Annotated in this window: 9 protein-coding genes; 5 read left to right on the plus strand and 4 right to left on the minus strand. The window is 71.5% G+C overall.

The genetic code is table 11. The features are described 5' to 3' along the window. Nucleotides 1-24 precede the first annotated feature (24 nt). Both RV986_RS06555 and RV986_RS06560 read left to right on the plus strand, forming a co-directional pair. Nucleotides 25-1410, plus strand: coding sequence for a glycoside hydrolase family 43 protein (locus tag RV986_RS06555; protein ID WP_475916472.1), 1386 nt, complete (start codon nt 25-27; stop codon nt 1408-1410). A gap of 42 nt (nt 1411-1452) precedes the next feature. Further along, a complete protein-coding gene (locus RV986_RS06560; protein ID WP_475916473.1) occupies nt 1453-2802 on the plus strand; it encodes a jacalin-like lectin in 1350 nt (449 codons plus the stop codon). A gap of 96 nt (nt 2803-2898) precedes the next feature. On the opposite strand, the gene RV986_RS06565 is transcribed toward RV986_RS06560, so the two are convergent. The 3 genes from RV986_RS06565 to RV986_RS06575 form a co-directional block, all read right to left on the minus strand. Then, on the minus strand, nt 2899-3450 hold the full coding sequence (locus tag RV986_RS06565) for an RNA polymerase sigma factor (protein ID WP_475916474.1): 552 nt from the start codon (nt 3448-3450) through the stop codon (nt 2899-2901). Between the two features lie 48 nt (nt 3451-3498). Continuing rightward, nucleotides 3499-6351, minus strand: a complete 2853-nt coding sequence (locus tag RV986_RS06570; RefSeq protein WP_475916475.1) for a type 2 lanthipeptide synthetase LanM family protein — start codon at nt 6349-6351, stop codon at nt 3499-3501. A 264-nt stretch (nt 6352-6615) separates the two neighbouring features. Continuing rightward, nucleotides 6616-6816 carry a DUF6229 family protein gene (locus tag RV986_RS06575; RefSeq protein WP_475916476.1) on the minus strand — a complete coding sequence of 67 codons (201 nt, stop codon included), beginning with the start codon at nt 6814-6816 and terminating at the stop codon, nt 6616-6618. A 674-nt stretch (nt 6817-7490) separates the two neighbouring features. Between RV986_RS06575 and RV986_RS06580 the strand changes: the two genes are divergently transcribed. From RV986_RS06580 to RV986_RS06590, 3 genes are all read left to right on the plus strand, one after another. After that, nucleotides 7491-8888: a serine/threonine-protein kinase gene (locus RV986_RS06580; protein ID WP_475916477.1), complete on the plus strand. Its 1398-nt coding sequence runs from the start codon at nt 7491-7493 to the stop codon at nt 8886-8888. 125 nt (nt 8889-9013) lie between these two features. Continuing rightward, nucleotides 9014-9751, plus strand: a complete 738-nt coding sequence (locus RV986_RS06585; protein WP_475916478.1) for a DUF4232 domain-containing protein — start codon at nt 9014-9016, stop codon at nt 9749-9751. A 309-nt stretch (nt 9752-10060) separates the two neighbouring features. Continuing rightward, nucleotides 10061-11314: a polysaccharide deacetylase family protein gene (locus RV986_RS06590; RefSeq protein WP_475916479.1), complete on the plus strand. Its 1254-nt coding sequence runs from the start codon at nt 10061-10063 to the stop codon at nt 11312-11314. A gap of 28 nt (nt 11315-11342) precedes the next feature. Here RV986_RS06590 and RV986_RS06595 read toward each other — a convergent pair whose 3' ends face one another. After that, nucleotides 11343-13259 (minus strand): ricin-type beta-trefoil lectin domain protein, encoded by a 1917-nt coding sequence (locus tag RV986_RS06595; protein ID WP_475916480.1) that lies wholly within the window; start codon nt 13257-13259, stop codon nt 11343-11345. Nucleotides 13260-13377: the final 118 nt, after the last annotated feature.

Consider the following 13377-nt stretch of genomic DNA (forward strand, 5'->3'; position numbering starts at 1 on the left):
GAAGAAGAGAGGGAGAAGAACCCGATGAGCGACAGTCCCAGCCCCCTTCAGCCGTCCCGCCGCACCGTGCTGGGGGCGATGGCCGCCCTCACCGCCTCCTTCACGATCGGCGTCCCGTCGGCGCGTGCCGCGGCCGGATCCGCGTACGTGATGGGCTACTTCACCGAGTCCCCGAACGGCCTCGGCGACGACTACGGCCTTCACCTGGCCGTCAGCACCGACTCGCTCCAGTGGATGCCGCTGAACCAGAACAACCCGGTCGTGACCCCGACCGGGGGCACCGGCGGTCTGCGCGACCCGTTCATCCTGCGCAAGCAGGACGGCGCGTTCGTGGTGCTCGCCACCGACCTCAAGGGCACCGACTGGAGCCTGCAGAGCCAGTACATCCATGTCTGGGACTCCGCCGACCTGCGCTCGTTCACCGGCTACCGGCGGCTGAAGCTGCACGACATGGCCACCCACAGCTGGGCCCCGGAGGCGTACTGGGACGCGGGGCGCGGGCAGTACGGGATCATCTACTCGGCCGTCAACTCCACCGGCCACAACGTGATCATGGTGAACTACACCACCGACTTCGTCACGGCGTCGGCGGCGCAGGTCTTCTTCGACCCCGGCTACGACATCATCGACGGCGACCTGGCGGCGGGCGTCGGCGGGGTGAACTACCTGTACTTCAAGAAGGACCAGACGCTGGTCGGCGCCAGGTCGACCTCGCTGGACCCAGGCACCTTCACCGTGTTCAGCACGCCCGCCTCGCACGGCGGCACCGAGGCCCCGATCCTCGTCAAGTCCCAGACGTCGACCACGTGGTACCTCTGGGGAGACACCTACACCCCGAACGGTGTCTTCTACGCCTGGCAGACCGGCGACCTGGCCGCCGGCACCTGGACCGCGGTCGACCAGCGGCTCTACACCCAGCCGGTCAACTCCAAGCACGGCACCATCCAGCCGATCACCACGACCCAGTACGACAACCTCGTGGCGGCGTACGGAAAGCCGACCTGGAACCGCGTCAAATCCTACAACTACCCCGACCGTTACGTCCGCCACGCGAACTTCGTCGGAAGGATCGACCCCTACCCGTTCGACCCGTACACCGACGCGGAGTGGAAGCTCGTGCCGGGGCTCGCCGACAGCTCCGGGGTGTCCTTCCAGTCCGTCGGCTACCCCACGCGCTATCTGCGGCACTACAACTACCAACTGCAACTGGACGTCAACGACAGCACGACGGCGTTCGCACAGGACGCCACGTTCTACCGGATCGCGGGCCTGGCCGACACCTCCTGGTCATCTTTCCGCTCCTTCAACTATCCGGACCGTCACATCCGCCACGCAAACTACGTCCTGCGCATCGATCCCATCTCCACCAGCACCGAAAAGGCCGACGCCACGTTCTCGGTCGGCTACTGACGCTCCGTCACTCTCTGTCCCCAGTCCCCAGGAGACACCCCCATGTCACCTCTCCGAAGAGTCCTCGCCACTCTGGCCGCGGCCGCCGCGGCCCTCGGCGGACTCACGGCGACCGCCCCCACCGCGGTGGCCGCCGACTCGGGCACCTTCAGCGTGCTCAGCTACAACGTCGCCGGACTCCCCGAGATCATCTCCAGCGCCTCGACACCCCGCGACACCAGCACCACGGCGATCGGTCAGCGGCTCGGCCCGTACGACATCGTCCACGTGGAGGAGGACTTCAACTACCACGCCTATCTCTACGCGGGCGACACCACGCACGCCTACCGCACGCCCACCAGCGGCGGCGCCGGGATCGGCAGCGGGCTCAACACCCTGTCGAAGATCTCGTACGACACCGACGACTTCGAGCGGGTGCACTGGAACTCCTGCCAGATCGACTCGGGCGACTGCCTGACCCCCAAGGGCTTCACGTTCATGCGGGAACGGCTGGCCGAGGGCGTCTACGTCGACTTCTACAACCTGCACACCAACGCGGGTACGAACGACGGCGACCTGGCCTCCCGGGCGGACAACCTCAACCAGCTCACGGCCTTCGTCCAGAGCCACTCCAAGGGCAACGCCGTGGTGGTCATGGGTGACACGAACACCCGTTACACGCGCGCCGGCGACACGATCGCCGAGTTCGGCGCCGCCAACGGCCTGACCGACGCCTGGGTCAAGCTCATCCGCGGCGGCACCCCGCCCGCCAAGGGCAGCGACGCGCTGGTGTGCGACCAGACGGGCGCCACCGTGCCCAACACCTGCGAGGTCGTGGACAAGATCCTCTACCGCGGCAGCAAGCTGGTCACGCTCAACGCCACCAGCTACAACAACGAGCACGCGAGCTTCCTGACCTCCGACGGGCTCATGCTCTCCGACCACGACCCGATCACCGCCAAGTTCAGCTGGTCGCGCAACTCCGCCTTCCAGCTGAGCGACCAGTTCGGCGGCCCGCACGGGGACTACTTCAACGACATCGACAGCGTGCCCGCGGCCGCCAGGGCGACCACCATCACCCTGCGCAGCGGTTCGCGCGTCGACCAGATGGGCCTGACGCTGAGCAACGGCACGACGCTCACCCACGGCGGCACGGGCGGCACCGCCTCGTCGCTCACGCTCGGCAGCGGCGAGTACGTCACCTCGGCGCAGCTGTGCCAGGGCGTGAAGGACGGCAACACCCGGATCTTCTACGCCAAGTTCGGCACCAACCTCGGCAACAGCCTGGCGGGCGGTACGACGACCTCGGACTGTGTGACCCGCACGGCGCCGTCGGGCTGGCAGATCGCCGGGTTCCACGGCCGCACGGGTGACGAGGTCGACAAGATCGGCTTCATCTACACCCAGCGCTGAACAAGCGTGAAGGACCCGCTCCCCGCCGCGCAGTCGAACACGGCGGGGAGCGGGCTTGAGCGCGGCCGTGCCGAACGATCCGTGCCGAACAGTCCGTCAGGACGCGTCGGCCAGCCAGGGCCTGACCTGGCGACGCGCCTCGTGCAGCCGGGACTTGAGCGTGCCGAGCGGAATACCGACCCGCTCGGCGACCTCGGCGTACTCCAGCTGACAGATGTCCCGGTAGACCAACGGCGCGACCAGATGCGGATGTTCGCGCTCCAGGCGTTCCAGCGCCTCCAGGAGGTCGATACGGGAGCCGGCGATCACGCTCGTGGTGCGCGGGTCGACCTGCTGCGCGGCGTCGATGACGTCCGGCAGCTCGACGGCCCGCCGCTTCAGCTCGCGGTACTTCTGGCGGGCGCAGTTGGCGACGACGGTGTACAGCCAGGTGCTGAACCGGCTGCGGCCCTCGAAGGAGGTGATCTTCCGTGCCACCTGGAGGAGGACGTCCTGCGCCGCCTCCTCGGCGTCCTCGCGGCAGGGCAGGAAGCGTCCGCAGCGTCGTACGACCTCCGGCCTGATCCGTTCGAGCAGCAGGTCCAGGGCTCCGGGCTCGCCCGCGACCGCGCGCCGCGCGAGTTCCTCGGTCCCCGCCGCGTCCTGCACCGGTCGCTCCCCTCGCCGTCGATCAGAGGACAGGCATGATAGTCGCCCTCAGTCGAGGAGAAGGGGAGTGGGGAGGGTGGCCGCGGGGTGCATACGCAGGAGGGTGTGCAGGACTCCTGAGAGGCCGGACATGAGGCTGGGGGAGAACGCTTCGCGGGCCAGGCCGCCGACCGGGCCGCGTTGTTCGAGGCCGGTGAGGATCTCGGCGTCGAGGTCGGAGGGGTCGCCGAAGCCCATGGAGGTGAGGAATTCCCAGAGGCCGAGGTCGCCGTGGCACAGGGTATGGCTCCAGCCGAAGCCCTCGGCGGCGCAGGCGCGGGCGGCGCGGTGGGCCATGTCGAGGTGGGCGGGATCGCCCGTGCGCCGGTGGAGGTCGAGCATGCCGATGCCGACCCCTGCGCTGCCGTGGCACCAACTGGTGAAGAAGTCCTCCTCGGCGCCGATGCGCACGTCGAGCCAGTTGCCGTGTTCGGGTTGGTAGAGGGACTCCTGATAAGCGAAGGCCCGCTCGGCGAGAGCGGTCCAGTCGCGCCGTTCGGCCGCGGAACCCGCGTCGCTGAGGGCGAGCCGGGTCAGCGCCCAGCCGATGCCGGTGGCGCCGTGGGCGAAGCCGCCGATGCCCTCGGGGTTGAGCCGGGTCGTCCAGCGGGCGCCGCTCGCGTCCAGGGCGGCCAGCCCGGTCAGCCGGCGGCCGATGTGCGCGGCGGCGCCGAGCCAGCGGTCCTGCCCGGTCGCCGCGGCCAGGTTGAGCAGGGGGACGACTCCGCCGGCCGCCCCGTTGAGGAGGTCCACCTCCTCGTCGTCCTCGACCAGTCGGCCCTCCGCGAGCAGCACGGCCCTGGCGGCGGCCCGCTCCAGCAGCCAGTCCTCACCGAGCACCCGGTGCAGCGCCAGCCACGTCCACACCTGCGACGCGGCACCGCTGAACGCCCCGGGTGACGGCGTCGGCGTACGGTCCTCGGTGCCGACCAGGACCCGCAGCGCCCCCTGGAACGTCTCGTCGACGCCCGGCACTTCGTCCGCCCGCCCGGCCCGTACCTCGGTCACGTACTCCGCGAGCGTCAGCGCCACCCCGCCCTGCCCGGTGTAGAGATCGGCGGGCAGCACCCTGATGGACCACCCCGCGGGGGTGAAGACGGGGCTGATCCAGGTGACCGTGCCGTCCGCGCCGTGCACCGCCCCGTCGCACAGCCGCCGTACCATCTGCGCGGCCAGGTCGCGGCGGCGCCGCTCCCGCTCCCGGGCGTGCGGGTCACGGACGGCGGCCTGCGTCCGCGTGGGCAGCGAGCGCTCGTTGAGGTACGCGCCCACCAGCGCGTCCTGGATCACCGCCTCCTCCATGGCCAGGTCGGCGGTGCGCCAGTCCTCGACGGTGGCCCGTACGGCGGCCGCGTCCACGGTGAAGGTGAACATCGGCACGTCGCCGGCCAGCAGGTCCGCGATCTCGCCGTCGATGGCCGCTCGGTCGGTCGGCGCGCCGGGCAGCACCTCGGCGTTGCGCCGCAGGATGTCCCGGCCCCGTTCGACCGCCGCCGCCTCGTCGTGCAACGACGCCGGGTGCCACAACATCCGGCCGATGTCGACGTACGCCTGCGTCGGCCGCAGGATCCGCCGCGCCCGGGCTCCTTCGAAGCGGCGCAGCAGCCGGTGGGGGTCGGTCCCGGGCCGGCGCAGGTGCGCGGTCATCTCGCGGAAGCCGGCCAGGATCCGGTCCCAGTACGTGCTCAGCACGGGGGTGGGGCTGGGGTGGTTGCCCGCGGTGGGCATCGCCACCAGGTCCACCTCGAAGCGGGCCGCCGCGGTGCCGCCGTCCGCGATCACCGGGTTCGGGATCAGCGGCTGCTGTCCGGGCAGCGAACCGACCCCGGAGATGTCCACCCCGCCGAGCGCGAAGCCGGTGCCGCGCACGGGCAGCAGTCCGGTACGCAGCACCGTGCGGCGGATGGCGGCCGCCGCCACGTCCACCGCGTCGCCCCGGCCGCTGGGCGGGAAGGGCGCGGGGGCGTCGAAGAGCGTCTCGGCGTCCACGATCACCGGCACCGGGCCCGCGGCGATCATGTTCTCCGCGTGCATGTCGGTGCCGCCGGTGAAGCGGAGGACGGCGAGCCAGTGCCCGACGTTCCGGTAGAACGCGGCGAGTTCGGCCTCGTCCGCGCAGTAGCGGTGGCGGACGAACTCGGCCCAGCCGTAGCCCTCGCGCGCCCGCGTCCGCGGCACCCGGATGCGCTCGTCGGGCGACGGTGCGGCGGGGAAGTCCGCGTAGAGCTCGTCCAGCAACGCGCCCAGCGCCACGTCGGCCTCGGACGGCCGGGGCTTGTACATGACGCTCCCGCCGGCGAAGTCGACCCGGCTGACCGTCAGTCCGCCCCGGTGGGTGTCGCCCGCGCCGAACTCGACGGCTCGCATCTCCCCCGCGGATCCCCCCAGCAGCGGCCCCAGCAGTTCACGGTCCGCAGCGAGCCGTTCCGCGAAACCGGCCGTCGCCGCCACCGACAGCCGTGCCACCGTCGCGATCCGCGGGCCGGCGCTCGGGTATCGGCCGGCCAGCTGGTCGAGATAGCCCTCCTCGCCTGCCTGTTCGATGAAGGCGGCCCACGTCTCCGTGTCGGAACCCGCCTCCGTGCCCTCGGCGTGCCGTCCGCCGGCCGCCGCCATGCGCAGCGCGTGCAGTTCGATCAGGAACAGGCGGGACAGCTTCGCGTGCAGGGACTTGAGCAGCGCGGTGTGGCCGGCCTCCAGTACCGCTTCCCGTTCTTCCCCGCCCAGGGCGTCCACGGCGGCCAGCCGCCGGGCCAGCTCCTCCCGCCACGGGCGGGCGATGGCACGTACGGGTTGGGCGAACCATTCCGCCTCGTCCCTCTTCTCCGCCTTCCGCGGCCTTTCCGGCGCCGATCCGCTCACCGTCCACCCTCCCCATTCCGCCGTGAACTCGCGTCTTCCGGTCGTTCCAGGAGGCGCGGGCAACTACGCGACCGGCCCCGGACACTTCCGCACCCGGCAGCCGCCGACCGAGCCGGCCGCCGCTGTGTCCCTGGCGTGCACAGGGGCGGGCGGCAACCAGCTCGGCCGGGTGCGGCGCTCCCGGGTACGGTCAAAAAGCGCGCCCCGGAGAGGGCACTTCGCGGGAAGGCTCTCCGCGAAGGACCCTGGAGGCGCCGCGGGTGATCAGCAACACCAGCTGCCCAGCGACCCGCTCGGGCTGGAACAGAAGCCGTACAGGGAGTCGCTCGGGTCGGTGAGCGCGGCCTCGGCCGCGGCGCCGCCGACATAGAGGGGCCCGGCGGGGTTGTTCCGGCCGAACGCGCTCTCGGCGCCCGACAGCCAGGCGTCGAGCACGGCGGTGGTGGAAACACTGGTCTGGGGCATCAGCGACCTCCGGTGGACGTGGGAATTGGGGCGGATTGCCCAGCCCTGAGTATCGCCGTATCCGAACACCTGTCAGACGGCCAATCTGGCCAAAGCCCTGTGGTGTTCGTGCGGCCCACCGCCTTCCACGGGACGGGCGGGACGGCGGCACGGCCGGGCGGAGAGCGGGCGGACACGGCGGACTCCGGGCCCCGCCCCGGGCTCCGGACCGAGTCCGCGCCTACGGGGAAGCCCCTGAAGGGCTCCGCCCCTCACGGTCGGCGGCCGGCCCCGGGGCCCGCCGCCCGGCACGATGTGTCGCGGGGATGTGGCCGGTACTGCGCACCCTCGTCCGTCGTACCGTGTGCGCCGTGCGGGCGGAGCAGGAGATCTTCTGACGTGAGGAGATCCGGCATTCCCTCCACCCGGTGCGGTGTGCCCGGCGGCCGACGTGACGGGTAGGCTTCGGCGAACCGACCGTTGCCAGGAGCAGCAACCCGTCTACGGACAGCGGCCTCAGCGCCGCGCTCGTGGCATCCGCCCCGCCCTGGAGAGCACATGCCCGCTGGTGAACTCAGGAGGCGTACGCGGCCTCGGACGCGGCCACCAGGGCAGAGTCACTCCGCACCCTCGGCGCCGGGCCACCTCGACCGCGGTCGCCACCACCGGCCCACGGGCACTCCGGCGGGGCGTCCATGCTGAGGGATCCCCTGGAGCGGATCGGCCGCTACCGTCTGGACCGGCGCCTCGGCGCGGGTGGGTTCGGCGTGGTCTGGCTCGCCCACGACGAGATACTCGAGGCCGTCGTCGCCGTGAAGGTGCTCTCCGAGAACTGGATCGACCACCTGGACGTCCGGGAGCGCTTCCTCGCCGAGGCCCGGCTGCTCCGCAAGGCCGACTCGAACCGGGTCGTCCAGGTCTACGACATCGGTGAACTCCCCGACGGCAGGCCCTACTTCGTCATGGAGTACGCCGATGGGGGCACCCTCGCCGACCAGATCGAGACCGGGCCGCCGGCCGTCGCCGACGCGCTGCGGCTGACGGCGCTCGCGGCGCGGGGCGCGGCCGCGCTGCACGAGGCGGGGATCGTGCACCGCGACATCAAGCCGTCCAATGTGCTGCTGCGGACCTCGACCGGCGGCGCCGACCGTGTCCTGCTCGCGGACCTCGGTCTCGCCAAGAGTCTGGCGCAGGCCTCCGGGTTGACGATGGCGGCGGGTTCCGCGGGCTACACCCCACCGGAACAGGCCCGGCCCGGGTCGGGGATCGACGCGCGGGCCGATGTGTACAGCCTCGGCGCCCTCGGCTACCACCTGGTCACGGGCTCGGTCCCCGGGCCGCCCGGCAAGGTCGTACGGCCCGACCGGCTCCGTACGGATCTGGCCCCCGACGTCCAGCGGGCGCTGCTGCGCGCCATGGAACCCGACCGCGAGCGGCGCTGGCCCACGGCACTGAGCCTCGCCGTGGAGTTGGAGCGGCTGGCCGAACAGGTGTCGATGGGTACCGTCCGCGTGCCCCGGCGCCGTCGGCGGACCGTGGTCACGGCCGTGTCCGTGGCCGCCGCGGTCGCGGTCGGCGCGGCCGGTGTCACCGCCGCGCTCATGACCGGGCAGTCCGACGCCACGTCGGTGACGGTCGAGGACGCCTCCGGACGGATCTCGGTCGAGGTGCCGGACGGCTGGGCCCGCCAACTGCGCGACTCCGGATGGAATCCGCGGACCGTGGGTCTGTCGGACACCCACGAGCCGGGTCTCGCCGTCGCCGACGACCTGGCGAAGTGGCAGGATCTGCGCTCGGATGTCGACGGGGTGTTCGTCGGCCTCGGCGAACACGGCGACGTCCGCGCCGAGGTCGGGGCGATCGCCCACACCGGCTGTCACTACGAGGGCAGTCGGACCTACACCGGGGCGCGCTGGCACGGGCTGATCCGGACCTGGAGCGCCTGTCCGGGAAGCCGCGGCTCACTGACGGAGGCTGGGCTCACCCCAGCGGACGGAACACGACAGCGGCAGCTGTATGTGCAGGTCCGCCAGGCCGTCGGCAGCGCCGCGACGACCGACCGGGTGCTCGGCTCCGTACGGGTGAAGGCCTGAGGACCTCGCGCGTCGGACCCGCGAACTTTTCCGTCGCCCGGAGCATCAGAGACTGGTGACGGAGCACAGAGCGCCGTTCGCACGCCGCGTCACGGTGCGTGCGGTGAATCCCAAGGAGTGGTGACATGGCGACCTTCCGGCCCGGCGGGGCGGCTCCCGCACGCCGTCCGTCTTCCCCCGCCCACCGGGCGGCGCTGTTCGCGGGCATCGCGCTGGCCCTGGGCCTGCTCTCGGCCTGCGGCAGCGGCGACAGCACGACGAGCACCCCGCAGAAGCTCCCCGGCGCGGCCGAGCCGGCGTCCGGGGACACCACGGCGGACACCACCACCGGTACGAGCACGGCTCCGACCGATTCCGCCGCGGCATCGGCAGCGGCCGCGAAATCGTCGTCCTCGTCGTCCTCATCCACTTCCTCGTCGTCGTCCGGGAGTGGCACGTCCAGCAGTGCGCGGTGCCACACCTCCGAACTGCGCGCGACGGTCGGCGCGAACAGCCCGGGCGCCGGTCAGGAGAACTTCCCCGTCGTCCTCACCAACACCTCCCACCGCACCTGCACCCTGCGCGGCTACCCGGGCGCGGCGTTCGTCGATGCCTCCGGCAAGCAGCTCGGGCCCGACCCCAAGCGCTCCTCGGAGACGCCGACGACCGTCAAGCTGGCGCCCGGGCAGCAGGCGTGGGCGGGCCTGACGTTCTCCAATCCGGAGATCAGCGGGGCGAAGACCGCGACGCCCGCCACGCTGATCGTGACCCCGCCGGACGAGCGGGACCCGCTCAAGGCGGCGTGGAAGGGGGGCGAGGTGCCCGTGTCCGGGAACTCCTCCTCGGTGTCCCTGACCGTCGTCCGCGCCGGCAGCGGAGCCTGACCCCGGCCCGAGCCCCAGCTGAGCCCCGTCCGACTCCCGTCCGACTCCCGTCCGACTCCTGCCCGACTCCTGCCCGACCCCGGCCCGGCCCTTCGGGTCCGGCCCCCTGCCCCGCCGTCCGCCCCGCGGATCGGCGGGGTTTGTCACGGAACAGCAACACGTGACCGTCCGAGCGACCTTTCCCGAACATCCGCGCATCACACCGTGTGACGCACCCCGCAGAGCGGCGCGTCACAGGAACGGACCGCACGGAAGGCTCCCCCCAGGGGCGGGAGCCGCACCAAGGGAACGAGGAACCGGGGGATGGTCATGACGGGTATCTCACGCAGGCGTCTGCTGACCGCGACGGCCACGACGGGCGCACTGGGCAGCCTGGGCGCGCTCTCCGCGTGCTCGACGGGCGACTGGACCGTGGGCAGCAGCGGCCACGGAGCCGGGAGCAGCAAGCCTCCGCAGCCCAAGCTCATCGGCGACGGCTCCACCGCCGACACCGGGGCCCAGCCCAAGCAGCCGAAGGCCGAGCGGCTGAAGCCGGGTGAGCGGCCGCCGCAGTTCGTGGTGTTCTCCTGGGACGGCGCGGGCGAGCTCAGCAACCAGCTGTTCTCGCGATTCCGCAAGGTGGCCGCCGATCACGGCGCCTCCATGACGTTCTTCCTCAGCGGCATCTACACGCTGCCCGAGTCGAAGAAGCACCTCTACAACCCGCCGCAGCACCCCGTCGGCGCCTCCGCGATCGGCTACCTCTCCGACCGGCACATCCACTCCACCCTCCAGCAGATCCGCGGCGCCTGGCTGGAGGGCCACGAGATCGGCACCCACTTCAACGGCCACTTCTGCGGTACCGACGGGGTGCGCCGCTGGTCGCCCGCCGAGTGGCGCAGCGAGATCGCGCAGGCGAAGAAGTTCGTCACCGAGTGGAAGACCAACACCGGCTTCACCGATCTCGAACCGCTCCCCTTCGACTACGACAAGGAACTCATCGGCGGCCGCACCCCCTGTCTGGAGGGCCAGTCCAACCTGCTGCCGACCGCCGCCGCCCTCGGCTGGAAGTACGACGCCAGCTCCCCCGGCGGTCTGCAGATGTGGCCCGGCAAGGTCCAGGGCGGCAGGATCTGGGACTTCCCGCTCCAGTCCATCCCCTTCCCCGGCCACTCCTTCCAGGTCCTGTCGATGGACTACAACCTGATGGCCAACCAGTCGAACGCCAACCCGCTCGGCGACAAGAGCATGTACGACGCCTGGCGCACCCAGGCCCGCGACAGCTATCTCGCCGGCTTCCGCCGCGCCTACGAAAGCAACCGCGCCCCCTTCTTCATAGGCAACCACTTCGAGCGCTGGAACGGGGGTATATACATGGACGCCGTGGAGCAGGCCATCGAGCAGATCACCACACACGACGACGTACGCCTGGTCTCGTTCCGCCAGCTGGTCCAGTGGCTGGAGGCGCAGGACCCCGCGGTCCTGCGCAAACTCCGCACCCTCAACCCCGGGCAGTCACCCCTCGGGGGCTGGGCCGAGTTCCTCGGTACCGCGGCCTCGCAGTCCGCCACCGCCAGTTCCTGACCTGCCGCTCCCCCGTGGCTCCCTCGGCTCAGTGGTGGCCTCCGTAGCCACCGCCGTATCCATAGCCGCCATAACCGCCGTAGCCGTCATACCCGCCGTAGCCGCCGTCGCCGCCGTAGCCGGATCCGTAACCGGGCTCGCCGTACTGATCGCCCGGCGTCGGGCAGTAGTAGTACGGGGAGCAGCCGTACGAGGGCGTCGAGGCCGAGGGGGCCGGCGTGGGCGTCGACGGCTTGGCCGAGGGCTTCGGCGCGGACTTGGGCACGCTGCTCGGCGACGGCGCCGTCGAGGGCGTGGAAGCGGCCCGGCCCGCGGAGGTCTCGTCCTGCGCGGCGGAGTCCCAGTTGACCGCCTCCATCTGGAGCGAGGGCGAGGAGGAGTCCATCGTCCAGTGCTGCTCGGGCTCGTCCTTGCGGAGTTTGAGGACCAGCGACGCCTCGCTCGCGGTGGAGGCGGGGGCGAGGGCCAGATCCTGGTTCCAGCGGGGCACCACCGTGCCCTGGAGGGTGAAGTCGTAGCGCACGTTCTTGGTACCGGGCTGCGACTCGCCGGTGCAGGGCGCCAGTTGGACCGAGTAGCCGAGGTGGGAGTCGAGACACAGGTCGGGCGCGGCGACGTCGCGCAGCAGTCCGTCCTCCTCGTACGACCATTCCTGGCTCGCGGCCGAGGAGCACGGCGTCAGCACGGTCTCCGCTCCCTTCACGGGCGTCTTGCCGACGATGCCGATGCACAGCCCGGTCTCGGTGTTGCGCAGCAGACCGCGCACGGCGCCGTTCGACTTCTCGCCGGTGCCTATCCATGACGGGTTCGAGCCGGAGGCCTTGGCGGAGCCCGAACTGGGCGTGGCCGAGGGGTCGGCACCGTCGGCCAGGCCGTCCACGCCGTCCGAGCTCTGGGCGACCCACAGGACCAGCGGGACCAGGATCATTCCGCTCACCGTGAGCGCGGCGAGCGCGATGTTGCGGCGGTGCGGGGCGCGACGGGAGGAGCGCCGGGGCGCCTTGTGCGTCGCCGGGCGGGAGCCGGACGAGGCTTGGCTCCGCGGCGCCGGGCGCGGGGGCTCGTTCGGTGGGAGGGGAGCATGACGGGGAACGGGCGGCATGCGGTGTGCGGCGGGGACGAGGGCCAGGGGCGCCGTCACCTCCACGATCGTGTCGACGCGTCCGGGGCGGGAGTCCAGATAGGCGGCGGCACCCCAGCCGAGGAGGGCCTCGGCCAGCGGGACGGAGAGATCGCCGTTGAACCTGCTCAGTTGGTCGGCGGCGTGACGGCAGTGCCGGCATCGGCCCATGTGCTTGCGCAGATCCGCGTCGAGTTCGATGGCGCCGCGGCGCAGCGACACGTCGAGCATGCGGTGGTAGCGGCGGCACTCCTCCTCGGGGGCCAGCTCGCGATGGATCTCCAGGCAGCCGTCGCGCAGCCGTTCCCGGGCCCGCCGCAGTTCCACGGGCGCGTCGTCGCCGATGCCCAACAGCCCTGCCGGGACCTCCAGTTGCTCGGACTCGACCTCGGTGTGCCAGAGCAGACAGCGGGCCGGCTCGGGAAGTCTCTGGAACGCCCGGGACAGGTGTCTTCTGTTCTCCGGCGGCACCAGCCGTGCCATGACCCGCTCCCGGCCGTCCGATTCGGCCAGCAACTCGGGATGGAGCAGTCCCCGCCGTTGGTCCCCGAGCCATTCGGTGGCCATACGGCGTACGGTGAGCAGCAGTTGCGGCCGCCAGGCGGCCGTAGGCCCGGTCTGCCGCAGCGATTCCCCGAACAGCCGGGTGAATGCGGCCGTGGTGAGCATTCCGGCGGGACGCGCACCGTTGGTGCACAGGCGCGCGTAGGAGTAGACCGCTTCCCAGTGCCGGTCCAGGAGTTCCCCGACGGGGTGGTGCGCGGGCGTCTTCCCCGAGCTCATCTTCAGTTCTGCCGCGAGCTGTTCGTCCGAAATCTCGAACAAGCGAGCGGGGGTCGGGGAATGAGACAGCGCTGCGTCATTCACGTCCGCTTTCCTCCCAAAGGTAACGCAGGAATAGTCCATACCAATGGGTATGTAGCCCGCCCGTCGAAGCGGAGGG

The sequence above is a fragment of the Streptomyces sp. RLA012 genome, from assembly GCF_056270325.1.

Bases quoted from the DNA above. Each gene is read 5' to 3' on its own strand.
- RV986_RS06560 (WP_475916473.1), top strand. From the start codon at position 1,453: ATGTCACCTCTCCGAAGAGTCCTCGCCACTCTGGCCGCGGCCGCCGCG.
- RV986_RS06555 (WP_475916472.1), top strand. From the start codon at position 25: ATGAGCGACAGTCCCAGCCCCCTTCAGCCGTCCCGCCGCACCGTGCTG.
- RV986_RS06575 (WP_475916476.1), bottom strand. From the start codon at position 6,816: ATGCCCCAGACCAGTGTTTCCACCACCGCCGTGCTCGACGCCTGGCTG.
- RV986_RS06580 (WP_475916477.1), top strand. From the start codon at position 7,491: ATGCTGAGGGATCCCCTGGAGCGGATCGGCCGCTACCGTCTGGACCGG.
- RV986_RS06585 (WP_475916478.1), top strand. From the start codon at position 9,014: ATGGCGACCTTCCGGCCCGGCGGGGCGGCTCCCGCACGCCGTCCGTCT.
- RV986_RS06590 (WP_475916479.1), top strand. From the start codon at position 10,061: ATGACGGGTATCTCACGCAGGCGTCTGCTGACCGCGACGGCCACGACG.